Source organism: Spirosoma utsteinense (genome assembly GCF_014282275.1).
GTDB lineage: Bacteria > Bacteroidota > Bacteroidia > Cytophagales > Spirosomataceae > Spirosoma > Spirosoma utsteinense.
On record NZ_VFIA01000009.1, the window covers coordinates 136,096 to 151,111 of the forward strand.

Sequence of the window (15,016 nt, forward strand, 5' to 3'; positions counted from 1 at the left end):
GTACAACTAAATACCTTGTCCATCATGAAACCAAACACCCATTCTCATTTTCGTCGTCTCGCTCAGTCACTTCTCTTTATCTTTATTTTAGCATTAGCCACGAACGGCTATAGCCAGACCAGTTCACCCAAAACCGGCAGGGTGGAACGCATAAAAGTGCACGGGAAGGGGCTGGAAGGCAATCTGGCTGGTGACTCACCCGACCGCGACGTATCCATTTACCTGCCGCCCAGCTATCAGACCGACAAGAAACGCCGGTATCCGGTCATCTATTTCCTGCACGGCTTCACCGACAGTGACGACAAATGGTACGGCCTGACCAAGCACTGGATCAATCTGCCCGCCGTCGTCGACAAGGCGCTGGCTGATGGAAAAACGAAGGAGTTCATCATCGTGACGCCTAATGCCTACAATCGTTATTTCGGGAGCATGTACTCGAACTCGGTGACGATTGGCAACTGGGAAGACTTCGTTGCCGAGGAGCTGGTGACCTATATCGATAAGCAGTATCGTACCATCCCACAGGCTGGTAGTCGCGGGCTGGCGGGGCATTCGATGGGTGGGTACGGCACGATCCGGATTGGGCAGAAACACCCTGAAACGTTCTCCAGTCTCTACCTGCTCAGTCCCTGCTGCATGATACCGAACATGGGCGGGCCGGGAGGCTCCGAGATGGCCGCCCGGATGGAAGGCGTGAAAACGGTGGCCGAGCTTGACAAAGCCGATTTTATAACCAAAGCTATGTTTGCATCGGCAGCTTCCTGGTCTCCCAACCCTACCAATGCGCCCTTTTACCTGGACCTGCCGGTGAAGGAAGGCCAGCCCCAGCCGATGGTGACTGCTAAATGGGCCGCAAATGCCCCACTTGCCACCCTCGACCAGTACATCGCCAACATCAGGCAACTGAAGGCGCTGGCGTTCGACGCCGGCTCGAAGGATGCGAGCATTGCCGCCACCAATAAAGTCCTGGATGCCATGCTGACCAACTACCAGATCCCGCACACCTACGAAGAGTACGACGGCGATCATATCAACCGAATCGGCGAGCGTATCGAGCAGAAAATGCTGCCCTTCTTCACGATGAATCTGTCGTCTGAGCCGGTGAAAGGAGGGAAGAAGTAGGGGGTGTGGGTGTTGTACTGCAATTATCAACCACTACCAGGGGCTTTGCCCACTGGCAGGGTTGGACATGCGCCCTGCCAGTGGGCAAAGCCCCTGGTAGTGGTTGATAATTGCAATAGCTAAAATAAGGACCTCACAAGACCTTGTGTGCCGTAGCCGGGCTGCCGCTGCGGTACACACCCGTTTGCTCGGTTTGTTGCGTACCTACGCCACGCGGGCCACTCAATGGCCCCATTTGGCTACCGACGCTGCGCTATGTAAGCCCTACGGGCTAACTCAAATACCTCTAAGGTCAACACTTGTTGGTCAACAGGCGCAAACCTTGTGCCTTATAATAGAGAAAGTTAGGGTTAGCACTTATCAGGATGAGCTTATCAGCAATCACCCGGAAATCAGCAAGTGATCGAACAGGTCTTTGTGCGTAGAGGGAGTTTATACATTATATGATTGCTTCAGATCCTTAGGCTCAACAGTAAGTAGTCGAGTACCATATTCGTCCTGCAAGCAACGAGCATGTTATCTGTATCAGTATTTAACCTTAGTTTTCCCGTCACTCCTTCCGCACCACCATTTTTCCGTCGAAAATCTGTTGCCACTGCCAGGTGGTTTTGCCTTTCTCACGGGTTAAAATAAACAGAGGATCATTGAGCTTGACGCGTTTGTCGGCGTAAAAAGCGCCATCGGTGGTGGAGCGGTAATAAACCTTCAGGGTCGTTGGTGTACCCGTTGCCCAGCAATCCAGGGTGTAGAACGTTTGAATTCCCTGAGCATGGACCTGGCAGAGATTCATGCCCTTATATTTATCCTTGACGGTAATCGTATACGTGATACCGTCCGGGTGCTCACCCGTCCAGTTACCCATCCAGCTATTGGTTTGCTGGAAGCTGAAAAGGAGGGTTACCAGAAGGAGTAAACCCGTTATGAACGTGAATCTGGCCATATACATTCAGGGATTAAGCGTCGTGATTGAGGTCCGGAACGTCAGGACTTGTTGAATCCGTACCACATCAGGGATACGATCACCAGTTCGGCCACCCACACGTGCAGCGTATTGCGTCGGCAAGCCCGGCGTACCAACGTATGAAGGCCGAACGCGCCGGCCGCGAGGGGGATACCGAAGAAAAATTGGAGCACGTTATTTTCCCGGCTCATATCGACGAAGCCGTAACCAATCATGACGACACCCGCCAGCGACAACAGCACGAGGGGCGTAACGAGACTGAACAGTTTTTGGAAATACACGGGCATGATAACAAGTGGGTAGTGGCGTAACAACAAGCCTGTGAATCAAATGTATTCGGTATCATTTTAACATAAATGGTGAACGGTTGTTTTGATTGCCGTTGCTCAGCCGGGTTTCATCAGGAGTTGTATTGCTACATAAACGGCTACTGAAAACCCGTATAAACCCCTGCTTATAAGGCGTATTTGTGCGCTAGGTAGAGCGGAATAGTAGAATTAGCTTTGACCGGAAGCCAAATTCTCTTTTTTCATGAAGACTACCCTGCTATTCATTGCATTAGGTACACTTGCTCTCGGGCAAAGCCGCGCCCAGCTGGAACCACGGGCGGGGTCCTGGAAAACGTGGGTCATTCCCTTGGGGGAGGCCTACCGACTGCCGCCACCACCCAACGCGACTGCTACCCAGGCCGAAGAGAAAACCCTGGGCAGTATGCAACGCCAGCGGGATTCGGCTACGATCCAACTGATCGACTACTGGAATGCCGGAGCACCGGGCTATCGCTGGCAAGCCGCTATCGAGCAGTTGTACGGTGGTTTCCCTCCCGCCTGGATACGGGGAAAAGCGCTGATGAATGTGGCGGTTTATGACGCGACGGTGGCGGCCTGGAATACGAAGACAACCTACCGGCGGCCCCGTCCATCGACTCATAACAAAACCCTGACGCCTTACCTTGCTGTCCCCGATAGTCCATCGTATCCTTGCGAACATGCGGTGGCGGCCGGGGCCGCGGCTGCGATTCTGGGGTATCTGTTTCCCGCCAAAGCCGATTCGATTCGGCAGGTGGCCGAGCGTGCGTGCCGGTCGCGGGTGCTGGCGGGTGTGGTGTATCCCAGCGACAGCAAAGCGGGCTTCGAGTTAGGGCAGCGGGTGGGAAAGGCCGTAGTGGAGCTGGCCAAAGCCGACGGTGCCGATGCTGTATGGGATGGGAAACGCCCGACCGGAACGGGTCTGTGGAACGACAAACGGCCACCCATTCAGCCTATGGCGGGCGGCTGCAAACCGTGGGTGCTCACGGCAGGAAATCAGTTTCGGCCGGGCCCGCCCCCTGAGCCAGCCGGTGATATGAAGGAGTTGAAACAGGTCAAAAAATCACCCGCAGCGATTGGGCGGGCGTTTTACTGGGCCAGTAACGATTACTGGGGTGATGCGCTGGACCAGAAACTGTTCGAGCACAACCTGCACATGAACCCGCCCCAGGCGGCCCGCGCCTATGCGCTCGTCAGCGTTGCTGCGCAGGACGGCTACATCGCCTGCTGGGATGCCAAATACGCCTACTGGTCCATCCGGCCCAACCAGTATGATTCGACCTATGTGCCCCCGCTGCTGTTTACGCCCCCGCACCCCAGCTACCCGTCGGGTCACGCGACCATATCTACGGCCCGCGCTACAGTGCTGGGCTATCTGTTCCCGGAAGCGGCTGCGTTCTTCATGAACAAAGCGAAAGAAGCGGCTGAGTCACGCTTCGAAGGGGGCGTTCACTTCCGGGTCGATAACGTCGTGGGGATGGATATGGGCCACAAAGTCGGGGAGGAGGTCATCAAACGAGCCCGTCGGGATGGGGCCGAAGTCCGACCCGTACTCGTCCAGAAATAAGCAACGTGACGTATTGTATCCGGGGTTTGTAGCAAACCTGTAAACCCCGGATACAATACGTCACGTTGCTTTAGAACCTTTTTCCTTAGAAACGGCTGTTCATCTGCCGGAAAATCGCATCGACCTGCTCCCGCGAGGCCAGTCGGTTCGTTTCGGACGTGCCGTAGCCAATCTCCGGCGAGCCCGCTTCGATTCCGGCCATCATGGCGTCGGCGAAGTCACCAACGGGTACGCCGAAGTTGTGCAGCCCCGTGCCACCCAGGTCGGTGTTGACGGCGGGTGGCACGAGTTCGATCACCTCAATCGACGTGCCCGACAACTGGTGCCGCAGCGACATCGTGAATGAGTGCAGGGCCGCTTTGGTGGCGCTGTAGATAGGCGCAAAAGAACCCGGCACAAAAGCAAGCCCGGACGTGACGTTCATGATCGCGGCCTTCGGGTGCTGTCGCAGGTGCGGAATAAACAGCATCGACAGATGGAGGGGCGCTTCCAGATTGATGGCTAGTTCGGACTGGCTCTCGGTCCAGTCTTCCTGACTATTGGTCAGCTGCATCCGGCGCTGAATACCGGCGTTGTTGATCAGCACGTTGACCTGCGGAAACTCGGTGCTTACCCAGTCGAGCAGCGCCACCCGGTCGGCGGCCAGCCCCACGTCGCACTGGCGGATGTGGAGTTGCGGGTACTGCTGCTGAGCTTCCTGTAGTTTGTCGGCCCGGCGTCCGCAAATGATGACCTGACTGCCTGCTTTCAGAAATCGTTCGGCGAGGGCCCAGCCAATGCCGGAGGCTCCGCCCGTAATCAATACAGTGTTTGTTGTAATATCCATACGTTCGTAATGCAGTCGTGTTATAGTTCTTTATTGATCTCGTTGAGCAGATACGTTTTAGGATCGTTGAAATACTCCCAGAACATGACACCCGCCAGTCCTTTTTTCTTCACATACTGGCACTTGGCCCGTACGGATGCTTCGTCGTCGTAGGAGACAAAGCGTTTGAGGTCGGCATTATACAGGTAGGGGGCTTTGGCTTTGCGATCCCAGTAGCGTTTGTAAGCGGGGTTTGTCAGCAGCGTGTCTTTGATAAAGGTATAGCCACCGCCCCGTTCTACTTTTGTGATGGTACGCGGGTGGGCTTTGTGATCGCCGTTTTCCAGCTGCCACGCCCGCCCGTAAAAAGCGATGCCCAGGACGAGCTTTTCGGCAGGAACGCCCGCTTTCTGGTAAAGTTTTACCGCCTTGTCGCCCGAGGTTTCGTTTTTGACCTTGCCCGTTTCGTACAGATTCGTGTGATGCCCCGCCAGCGGCCCACCCGTAAAAAAGTCATACGACATCACGTTGATATAGTCGAGGTATTGGTGTGCCTGCGCCATGTCGGTATGGGTGAAAATGGCGTCGAAACCGGGCAGAGCCGTGGTGACGAGGTAGTTCTGGCCGGTTTGTTTCTTGAGGATGTTCAACTGCTCCCGCAATGCCTTGAACAGCAGCGTGAAGTTTTCCCGGTCTTCGGGACGGAACACGTTGTCTTCGCCTTTCATGCCGGGGTATTCCCAGTCGATATCGATACCATCGAGCTGGTATTGCCGGACAATGTCTACCGCCGATGCCGCAAACGCCAGCCGGGCCGTATCGCTCACGACCGCGTCGGAGAAGTTCTCGCTCCACGACCAGCCCCCAATCGAGATCAGGATTTTAAGGTCGGGGTTGCGGAGTTTGAGCTGGTTCAGACTTTTGAAGTTGGTGGAGTCGGTGGCGAGGTTGTGTAGCCACGCCCGGTTCTGGCGCACATCCACAAAGGCGTAGTTGATGTGCGTAATTTTTTCGGCGGCAATCTGCCCGGCATCGATCTGTCCCCGGAAACCGCCTACGTAGGCCAGCACGATCGGTTTGGGCTTTGGCGCGGGTTTGAAACCTGCCAGCAGCAGGGTAATCGACAGAAAAGCAAGGAAAGGAAACGTGCGGAACATGACGTAAATGGGTTTGGGAGGGGCAAACATACGGGACTATTTGCCAGACAGATGAACAGAACGGCAGGTCGTTGATACGTTAACCGTTACCGCTGCCCGATTGTGTTGAAAAACCGGATCCAGGCTACCGCTGCCAGGCTGTTCAGACTTTACGGGGCGTAGTGTGCCGTAAGCGCTTACGGTCGGGCTGCTGCATCTGGCTTTTCAAAACAGGAGATTGTGCTTGACATACTCCCGCCATACCCTACCTTTGCCAAACAACTTTAGGGGTGTCAGTACCGATCTGGTCTGACTGAGAGGATACCCTCATTACCTGATGCAGCTCATACTGCCGTAGGGAAAAGTTCATGAGCCGCATCCCGCTCCCTCCTGAAGTTGCTGTTACTGATTTAATCAACAGCATCATGTCTCAAACTTCTCAAATTCCTCAATCGATCTGGGCCGATATTCTGCGGATACGCTATCAGTCACCACTTATCCACAGCATCACCAACTTTGTGGTGATGAACAACACGGCTAATGCACTGCTGGCGCTGGGGGCTTCACCCGCCATGGTGCATGCGCCGGAGGAAGTGGAAGAGTTTGTATCCATTTCCAGTGCGCTGGTCGTCAACATCGGCACGCTGGATGCTAATTTCGTCGAGGGAATGCGGCTCGCCATGCGCCAGGCTAAAGCCCTGAACAAGCCCATCATTTTCGATCCGGTGGGCGTAGGGGCTACTACTTATCGGAATCGGGTTAGTGAAGAACTGCTGGCGCTGGCGTCACCCACGGTGATACGGGGGAATGCGTCCGAGATTATGGCGCTGGCCGGTTTGAATGCCCAGACCAAGGGTGTCGACAGTCTCTACGGCTCAGAGGCTGCCATTGATGCCGCTCGGCGGTTGAGCGCCATTTGGGGTAGTGTGGTCGTTGTTAGTGGAGAGAAAGACTATATCATTCAGGGCGAACAGCTGGCTACGGTAGCCAACGGCCACCCGCTCATGACCAAAGTAACGGGTATGGGCTGTACCGCAACCGCCTTAGTGGGCGCTTTTACTGCCGTCAATTCCGATTATTTTCAGGCTGCGGCCCACGCTATGGTCGTCACAGGCATTGCGGGAGAGATAGCGGCTGCCTCAAAACTGGCACCCGGCAGTTTACAACTCAACTTTCTCGACGCTTTGTACGAACTGACCGAAGGCGCTATCACCGACCGGTATCAACTGACCATCGGGTGAACAGGCTCTATCTGGTAACCGACGGGCCCATTGCCCGACAGGCCGGGCATACCCTGCCTTATGTCGTAGAGGAAGCTTGCCGGGCGGGCGTTCGGTGGGTGCAGCTTCGGGAGAAAGACCTGTCGACGCGCGATTTTCTGGACGTGGCCACCCAGCTGAAACGCATCACCCAAGCGTATGAGGCCCGACTAATCATCAATGACCGTGTCGATATTGCGCTCGCTGTTGATGCCGACGGCGTGCACGTGGGTCAGGACGATATGCCCCATGCGCTGGTCCGCAGGTTGATCGGACCCAACCGGATCATCGGCCTGTCGGTCAACACGCTTGCCGAGCTGGAGGCCGCCCGCGACACCGATCTGGATTATTTTGGGGTAGCAACCATCTTTCCTACCGGCACCAAGCCGGATACATCGAGCCTGCTGGGGCTGGCCGGTTTACGGGTCATTTGCCAGCGCGCTAACCGGCCTACTTTTGCCATTGGGGGGATCAACGCAGCTACTATTCAGTCGATCCGGGAGACTGGCGCAACCGGTGCCGCCGTGGTTTCGGCCATTTGCGGCCATCCGTCGCCCTACGAAGCCACCCGGGCCCTTATTAAACTGCTGGACAATGGATAGGGCGGTAGTAGGCTCTTACTCGTTACACCGCTCACGCTCAGTCACTTTTTCACTCATTTAACCCATGAAAACGTACAAACGCGCGCTCACCATTGCCGGCTCCGATAGCGGGGGAGGGGCTGGTGTTCAGGCCGATCTGAAAACATTTGCGGCTTTGGGCTGCTATGGAATGTCGGTTATCACTGCCCTGACGGCGCAGAATACGGTGGCCGTAACAGGCATCATGCCGGTGCCGCCCGCCTTCATTGCCGAGCAGATTAAGGCCGTGCTGGGCGACATCGGTACCGATGCGGTGAAGATCGGGATGCTCCACTCGGCGGAGGTTATCGTGGAAGTCGCTAAAACGCTGGCCGAACTGGGGGTTGGAAACATTGTGCTGGACCCCGTGATGGTGGCTAAAAGTGGGGATAAACTCCTCCAGGATGAGGCCGTCGACGCGCTAAAAACGTGGCTCCTGCCGATGGCTTCCGTCGTTACGCCCAATCTGCCCGAAGCCAGCGTACTCCTGGGGAGACCCGTTGAGTCCACCGCCGATATGGAGCCGGCAGCCGTGGACCTGGCCAGACTATGTCCGGGCGCGATCCTGGTAAAAGGCGGGCATCTGACAACAGTCGAAAGTACCGACCTGCTCTACCTCTCGGCCCACGAGCAGTATTCATTTCCTACGGCCCGTATCCAAACGGGTAACTCCCACGGGACAGGCTGTACACTTTCGTCGGCCATTGCGGCCGGGCTGGCCCGTGGGCTATCGGTTGTCGACGCTGTTGCTGCCGCTAAAGACTACCTCACGCAGGCACTGCAAATGGGCGCTGTGTATAAACTGGGCCATGGCCACGGACCCGTCCACCATTTTTTTAACGTCTGGCAATAAACCCGTATGAACTTCACGGAACAACTCTGGCAGGATATCCAGCCCATCTACGACGCTATACTAAATCACGGGTTTGTGGACGAATTGATGACGGGTCGTTTGCCGTCGGCTACGTTCCAGTACTACATCCAGCAGGACGCGCTCTACCTGACCGATTTCAGCCGGGCGCTGAATCAACTGGCTGCGCGGGCCGCTACCGCCGACGATAGTCTGCAATTCACGCAGTTTGCGCAAAACGCCATTCTCGTGGAGCGGGGGCTGCACGAAACCTATTTCGCGCTGTACGACATTCAGCCCGAAACGGCGAAGATGCCTGCCTGCTTTGCCTATACGAATTACCTGCTGGCAACCACCTCGCTCCAATCGGTAGCCGTGGGAGCCGCGGCTGTTCTGCCCTGTTTCTGGATATACCGCGAGGTAGGAAAGTACATCTATCGGCAAGCCATCCGGGAAAACCCCTATCGCTCCTGGATCGACACGTATGCGGGTGAAGCCTTCGATCTGTCGGTGACCCAGATGCTGGCCCTGACCGATCGGTTTGCTGAAGCTGCGAGTCCGGTGGAGCAGGATCGCATGCGGGACGCGTTTCGCATGGCGAGTCGGCTGGAGTGGTACTTCTGGAATGATGCTTATACCCGGCACCGGTGGCTGGTATGATCGCCATTCTGTAAAAACATCGGCCAGGAAAGTACAAACAGGATAACCAGACCGGGCGTACTTCTACGGAATAAGGCAGGCGTTTACCCCTGAATGGTATCTAAACTGTTGACATACAGTAGGTAATGGTGTAGATTTCCTTATACTAAACCTCAATCGCCATGAATGTCAACGCTACGCTTACCGCAACCGATACGCCGGAAGAACCCTTGTTCGAAGAACTGAGCACCGCTAATCAGCTTGTCAAAACCGGGCTGGGTGCATTGATGTTCACCGGTTGGCTGCTGCTTTTTGTTTGCGGTATGAGCTTGAACTCCAGCGCCTACCGGGACCTGATCTTTCATGAAGGCGTGTTCAATACCAAATACCTGTTGTTATATGCGGCTACGTTTACCCCTATCAACGTAGCTATATTGTCGGCGCTGGCGGGAGTACTGGGCGGCTTTGCGAGTAACCTGGCAGCCAGTAACGAATTCCATTACAGACGTTCTAAACCGATCGACCCGGAATCGGAAGAGTTCAATAGTTACGTGTACATGACCGAGAACCCGCTGGTGTCCATGTTACGGGGGTTTATTACCTACCTGATCTTCATTGCCGGATCATACCTGACCAATTTTACGACCTCCGTCGATCCCGCAAACAATGGCAACTTCATCGGCCTGTCGGCATCGTCCTACTTCAAATTTGCCGTATCGGTGTCCTTATTGGCGTATCTGGCAGGATATGATCCATCGCGGATGAAGAGCCTGGTGAACTCGGTTGGCTTTGCCAAAAAAGACCCGGCCACGCCCACGCGGGGTACGGTCGTAACCCACCAGACTACCGAAAGCCTTCAGGTCGCCACGACCGGGGTACCGCCGGCGCTCAATGGACAACCCGCGAAGACTGTCTGACGGACTGGCTTTTTGAGTTCGATGCCGGTTGCACACGGGCGACAGCGGGTAGCGACTATCGGCCACCGCTCATCCCTGAATAATTCCGAATGAACCATGTGCTTTCAGGCGTGTTGCTGATTCGGCTACTTTGCGGCTGTTTTGTTTCATCAACTCGCTTTATGAAGATCATACGCCTTCTTGTACTGGCTTCGGCCACGCTTTTTGCCCAGCTCACGTTTGCCAAACCGGGTCTGCCGCTGGTCTATGAAATCAACCTCAACGACCGGGCCGACGACCAGTTCAAGGTGACACTGCACGTGGCTGGACTGACCGCCGACAATGCCATTTACCAGTTTGCGTCTACTGCGCCCGGAACCTACCAGATCATGGATATTGGCCGGTATGTAAAGTCGTTCAAAGCCCTCGATGCGAAAGGTCGTGCGCTGAAAACCGAGCAGGTTTCTACCAATCAGTGGAAACTTGACCAGCCGAAAAAGGTCAGAACGATCCAGTATAGCATTGCCGAGACATGGGATACGCCGGTGAACGAGCACAAGCCGTACAACATGTGCGGCACCTCTATTGAAAAAGATCACGTGCTCATCAACGGGCAGGGCGTGTTCGGCTTCCCGAGCGGGATGCAGACGGCTCCCATTGAAGTGAAAATCGACTACCCCACCGAATGGGCCGTGGGTACGGCGCTGGAGAAAAATAATAAGGGTTATTTCGTGGCTGCTAACTACGACCGGATCGTGGATTCGCCCATCCTGCTCGGTCGCCTGACTAAAGCCACCACGACCGTAGCCGGCGCGCAGATCGATGTGTATACCTATTCGAAGACCGACAAGATCAAGTCCGATCAACTGCTGGAGAACATGCAGTCGATGCTCAACGCAGCCGGTAAGTTTCTAAAGCAGCTTCCCGTCAAGCGCTATACCTTCCTGTATCATTTCGAAGATCAGGACTGGGGTGCCTGGGAGCACTCGTACAGCTCGGAGTATGTAATTCGGGAAGAAGAGTTCTCGAAAAAACTGGCCGACAACATGACTTCGATTGCCGCCCACGAGTTTTTCCACGTCGTTACTCCGCTGAACATCCACAGCGAGATCATTCAGCAGTTCAACTTTGTAACGCCTACGCCCTCCGAACATTTGTGGCTGTACGAAGGGGTGACCGAATGGGCCAGCGACGCCATGCAGCTGCGCGGTCAGCTCATGGACTTGCCTACGTATCTCGATGAGCTAACGCAGAAAATTGCTTACGACAAAAGCGTCGATACGACCTATAGCCTCAGCAAATTAGGCCTGACCTGCTATACCGACGAGGGCCAGCGGCAGTATGGCAATATCTACGCCCGCGGGGCGCTGGTGGCCGGTTTGCTGGATATTCGTTTGCTTGAACTGTCGAACGGCAAGCGGGGTCTGCGGGAGGTTGTCAACGAGCTGGCTATGACTTACGGACCTGACAAAGCCTTCCCTGAAAAAGAATTCTTCGCCGTTTTTACGCAAAAGACATACCCGGAGATCGCTGATTTTTTCAATCGTTACGTGAAAGCCACTGAACCACTACCCTTCGCCGACTATTACCGGAAGCTGGGTATTACGTATACGCCAAGTGTGAACACAGGCCAGAAAGTGCCTTATATGGGCATGGGAGCCAATTTTGTTGACAATAAATTTTTGCTGACAACCCTGAGCGATTCGCTTCGCAAAGCGGGTTTGCAGGAGAAAGACGAGTGGATCGCTTATAACGGGCAGCCTGTAACAGGCGAAACGTTCCGCGCCATTCAGGATGAACTCAAGAAACAGAAAGTGGGTGATGTGTATGAGCTGACGGTTAGACGAGACGGGCAGGAGATAAAGGCTAAAAGTACGGTCTCGGAAAAAGAACTCGTGCAGAAATACCAGTTTCAACCTGACCCGCAGGCAACCCCTCAGCAACTGCAATTCCGCGAGGTATGGCAGCGTAACTTTTGATACTCCCCGGCTAAAGCGCGGAGGATTCTTGAGTCAGATACGGACTAACGCCCCGTCTTACCGCTCAACGGATAAGGCTTCCCGGAGCGGGCTGATCGTTGGCCGATCAGCCCGCTCCGGATAAACGCCGTAACTGTATAATCCGACCTTCGTCAGCCAGAGCCTGCCTGACGAAAACGATTCTGAAGCAGTCCCTTGTTACAAACCTGACCGCCGGTTGAAGCGCCGGTTCAGTTTAGACAAAAGGACGCTTTTCGGCTGATCCTGCGTTGTGTCGATTTGAGCAGGAAGCCTTCGGCAATAAGCATCGACTCGGCCAGGAATTCTACTACGTCCCGCTCATAGGCTTCTATGACAGCATCGACGCAGAAGGTAGCGGCCTGAAACATCAGCATGGACCGATGAAGGGGCAGGCGTTCCCGAATACCTGGCTTAAGTACAACAACAATCATTTCTCCATCCCTCACCATATAGGCGTCGGCGACAAAGTCAAGTTTAGTTACGGCGGATAATTGACAAGCAAGTAAGGACATGCGAACTGGTTGTTTCTTTGTTTTCTGCTAAATTAGTCAAATATCTAATATGAGTAACATAAGGTTTAAATATCTATTTATCGGTTCATTGATGGGGTGGTTGTTGTTATCGAGTTGCTTTGGCTGGCTCTCTGGCGGTGGGGTGCTCCGGGAGAATGAGTAGCTATAGCACCTAAGCATGAACATCACGGAAGAGCCATTTAAGGATGGCTGTATTGCTTTTCCGGGGTGTCAGATCCTCAGACCCGACACCATTTTCTACTACTTCTATATGCCTTTCGCTAAATCATAGGTAGCGAGTTGTGCGTCAGCGGTTTCGCTCAATCATTTTATGGTATATTCGACGGACTGGCTATATCTTGCCAGCGTCCACTAAACTTGATAACAGAATGAAACGTCAACTTATTTCGGGTGTACTGCTGATCGCCAGCTTCACACTGGCCGTTGTAGTGGCTGTGGCCGACCCGGCTCCTAAACGGGCTGCTCCCAAAAAATACACGATCGAGCAGTTTATGAAAACCATCCGCTTTGGTGGGGCCGACATCGCTCCCGATGAGCAGACGGTTCTTTTCAGCAGCAACCAGGATGGCGTGTTCAATCTGTATGAGGTGCCGTTTGCAGGCGGGCAACCCAAGCAGCTGACGTCGTCGAAGACCAACGCGATTTTTGCTATTGGCTATCTTCCCGATGGGCGTATCCTGTACAGTAGTGACCAGGGTGGCAACGAACTGAACCATATCTACCTGCGTGAGAAGAGTGGAGCTGTTTCTGATCTTACCCCCGCGGGTAAAGCTAAATACCAGTTCAGCGGCTTGAGTCACGACCGCAAGAGCTTCTTTTACCAGTCCAATCAGCGAAGCCCATCGGCCTATGATATGTATGAGATGGATATAGCCACGCTGAAACCGAAGATGATCTTCGAAAATCCCGGTGGCTTTTTTCCCGGCGACGTTTCGCCCGACAGACGGTACATTGCCCTGTCGAAGCCGTCAACTACCGCCAACAGTGATGTCTATCTGTACGATGCCCGGACCAAAGAGACAACGTTGCTAACCAAACACGAGGGTGAGGTGAACAACGGACCGGAAGGATTCACGCCCGACGGGAAAAGGCTGCTGATCTCGACCGACGAAGGCAACGAGTTTTCGTATGTGAAGGCCTATGATCTGGCAACGGGCAAGAGCGACATTCTTGATAAAGCCGCCTGGGACATCTCAGCCGACTACCTGTCGCACAAGGGCCGCTACCGCGTTGTGTCGATCAACAACGACGCGCGTACCGAACTGAAAATTATTGACACCCGCAGCAACAAGTCCGTTACGCTGCCTGCCTTGCCCGGTGGCGACGTTACCGGGGTGAGTATCGGCGATAGCGAGAACCGGATGATCTTCTTTGTCAACAGCTCCAACTCGCCGGCAACCTTGTATTCCTACGATTTTGAGTCGAGCAAAGCTACGCCCCTGATCCGCGGGCTAAACCCCGAGATAAGCCCCAGCGATATGGTATCGGGCGAGGTAATTCGGTACAAGTCATTCGACGGAATGGAGATACCCGCCCTGTTGTATAAGCCGAAGGATATGCCTGCCGGTCAGAAATTACCGGCCATTCTGTCGATTCACGGCGGGCCGGGCGGCCAGACACGGTTAACCTATTCGCCCCTGGTGCAGTATCTGGTTAACAGCGGTTATGTGGTACTGGCGGTCAACAACCGGGGCAGTTCGGGTTACGGCAAAACGTTTTACGCAGCCGACGATCGCAAACATGGCGATGCTGACCTGCGCGACTGTGTCGAGTCGAAAAAAGCGCTGGTGGCTACCGGCTATGTCGATCCGGCTAAAATTGGTATTATGGGTGGTTCCTACGGCGGCTACATGACGCTGGCCGGACTCGCGTTCACGCCTGATGAGTTTGCCGTGGGTGTCGATATTTTCGGCGTAGCCAACTGGCTCCGCACGCTGAACAGTATGCCCGAATGGTGGGGGCCACAGCGGGAGTCGATGTTCAAAGAAATTGGTCACCCGAAAACCGATTCGGTAGCCCTTTACAACAAGTCGCCCCTGTTCCATACGGAGCGTATCAAAAAGCCGCTGCTGGTAATTCAGGGCGCTAACGATCCGCGCGTACTAAAGATCGAATCGGACGAAATTGTGGCAAACGTGAAGAAAAACGGCGTACCGGTCGAGTACGTTACCTTCCCGGACGAGGGTCATGGCTTTGTAAAAAAAGAAAACGAGATCACGGCCTATAAAGCCGTCAGGGAATTTCTGGACAAATACCTGCGCGGCTCGGGGCTGGTCAGGTGATGGGTTGCGTGTGGTGGTGTCAGGTCTGAGGACCCGAC

Annotated in this window: 14 protein-coding genes and 1 riboswitch; of the genes, 9 read left to right on the forward strand and 5 right to left on the reverse strand. The window is 54.6% G+C overall.

Annotation, left to right across the window (positions count from 1 at the left end):
- Positions 1–24: 24 nt before the first annotated feature.
- A complete protein-coding gene (locus FH603_RS09290; protein WP_186737212.1) occupies positions 25–1,122 on the forward strand; it encodes an alpha/beta hydrolase in 1,098 nt (365 codons plus the stop codon).
- 550 nt (positions 1,123–1,672) lie between these two features.
- Here the strand turns inward: FH603_RS09290 and FH603_RS09295 are convergent.
- Positions 1,673–2,062 carry a DUF5991 domain-containing protein gene (locus FH603_RS09295; RefSeq protein WP_186737213.1) on the reverse strand — a complete coding sequence of 130 codons (390 nt, stop codon included), beginning with the start codon at positions 2,060–2,062 and terminating at the stop codon, positions 1,673–1,675.
- 41 nt (positions 2,063–2,103) lie between these two features.
- The gene (locus tag FH603_RS09300; RefSeq protein ID WP_208493090.1) at positions 2,104–2,370 is read right to left on the reverse strand and encodes a hypothetical protein; all 267 of its coding nucleotides are present in this window, start codon (positions 2,368–2,370) and stop codon (positions 2,104–2,106) included.
- Between the two features lie 244 nt (positions 2,371–2,614).
- Here FH603_RS09300 and FH603_RS09305 point away from each other — a divergent pair, with 244 nt between their 5' ends.
- Complete coding sequence (locus FH603_RS09305; RefSeq protein ID WP_186737214.1) at positions 2,615–3,958, forward strand: vanadium-dependent haloperoxidase; 1,344 nt, start codon at positions 2,615–2,617, stop codon at positions 3,956–3,958.
- A gap of 85 nt (positions 3,959–4,043) precedes the next feature.
- Here the strand turns inward: FH603_RS09305 and FH603_RS09310 are convergent, their stop codons facing one another.
- Both FH603_RS09310 and FH603_RS09315 read right to left on the reverse strand, forming a co-directional pair.
- Positions 4,044–4,784: an SDR family oxidoreductase gene (locus FH603_RS09310; RefSeq protein ID WP_186737215.1), complete on the reverse strand. Its 741-nt coding sequence runs from the start codon at positions 4,782–4,784 to the stop codon at positions 4,044–4,046.
- Positions 4,785–4,804: 20 nt separating this feature from the next.
- On the reverse strand, positions 4,805–5,920 hold the full coding sequence (locus FH603_RS09315) for a glycoside hydrolase family 18 protein (RefSeq protein WP_186737216.1): 1,116 nt from the start codon (positions 5,918–5,920) through the stop codon (positions 4,805–4,807).
- 255 nt (positions 5,921–6,175) lie between these two features.
- Positions 6,176–6,277: riboswitch (TPP riboswitch) on the forward strand.
- A 47-nt stretch (positions 6,278–6,324) separates the two neighbouring features.
- Between FH603_RS09315 and thiM the strand changes: the two genes are divergently transcribed.
- The 6 genes from thiM (at position 6,325) to FH603_RS09345 (ending at position 12,142) form a co-directional block, all read left to right on the forward strand.
- Positions 6,325–7,140 (forward strand): hydroxyethylthiazole kinase, encoded by an 816-nt coding sequence (gene thiM / locus FH603_RS09320; RefSeq protein WP_186737217.1) that lies wholly within the window; start codon positions 6,325–6,327, stop codon positions 7,138–7,140.
- Positions 7,137–7,760 carry a thiamine phosphate synthase gene (gene thiE / locus FH603_RS09325; protein WP_186737218.1) on the forward strand — a complete coding sequence of 208 codons (624 nt, stop codon included), beginning with the start codon at positions 7,137–7,139 and terminating at the stop codon, positions 7,758–7,760. The genes thiM and thiE overlap by 4 nt, the downstream gene beginning before the upstream one ends.
- A 64-nt stretch (positions 7,761–7,824) precedes the next feature.
- Positions 7,825–8,631 carry a bifunctional hydroxymethylpyrimidine kinase/phosphomethylpyrimidine kinase gene (gene thiD / locus FH603_RS09330; protein WP_186737219.1) on the forward strand — a complete coding sequence of 269 codons (807 nt, stop codon included), beginning with the start codon at positions 7,825–7,827 and terminating at the stop codon, positions 8,629–8,631.
- A 6-nt stretch (positions 8,632–8,637) separates the two neighbouring features.
- Positions 8,638–9,288 (forward strand): thiaminase II, encoded by a 651-nt coding sequence (gene tenA, locus FH603_RS09335; protein ID WP_186737220.1) that lies wholly within the window; start codon positions 8,638–8,640, stop codon positions 9,286–9,288.
- A gap of 161 nt (positions 9,289–9,449) precedes the next feature.
- Entirely contained in the window at positions 9,450–10,184 is a 735-nt protein-coding gene (locus FH603_RS09340) for a hypothetical protein (RefSeq protein ID WP_186737221.1), read from the forward strand.
- A gap of 161 nt (positions 10,185–10,345) precedes the next feature.
- Complete coding sequence (locus tag FH603_RS09345; RefSeq protein ID WP_186737222.1) at positions 10,346–12,142, forward strand: M61 family metallopeptidase; 1,797 nt, start codon at positions 10,346–10,348, stop codon at positions 12,140–12,142.
- A 230-nt stretch (positions 12,143–12,372) separates the two neighbouring features.
- Here the strand turns inward: FH603_RS09345 and FH603_RS09350 are convergent, their stop codons facing one another.
- A complete protein-coding gene (locus FH603_RS09350; RefSeq protein WP_186737223.1) occupies positions 12,373–12,675 on the reverse strand; it encodes a hypothetical protein in 303 nt (100 codons plus the stop codon).
- 389 nt (positions 12,676–13,064) lie between these two features.
- Here FH603_RS09350 and FH603_RS09355 point away from each other — a divergent pair, with 389 nt between their 5' ends.
- Entirely contained in the window at positions 13,065–14,978 is a 1,914-nt protein-coding gene (locus FH603_RS09355) for an alpha/beta hydrolase family protein (protein WP_186737224.1), read from the forward strand.
- The last annotated feature ends 38 nt before the right edge of the window (positions 14,979–15,016 follow it).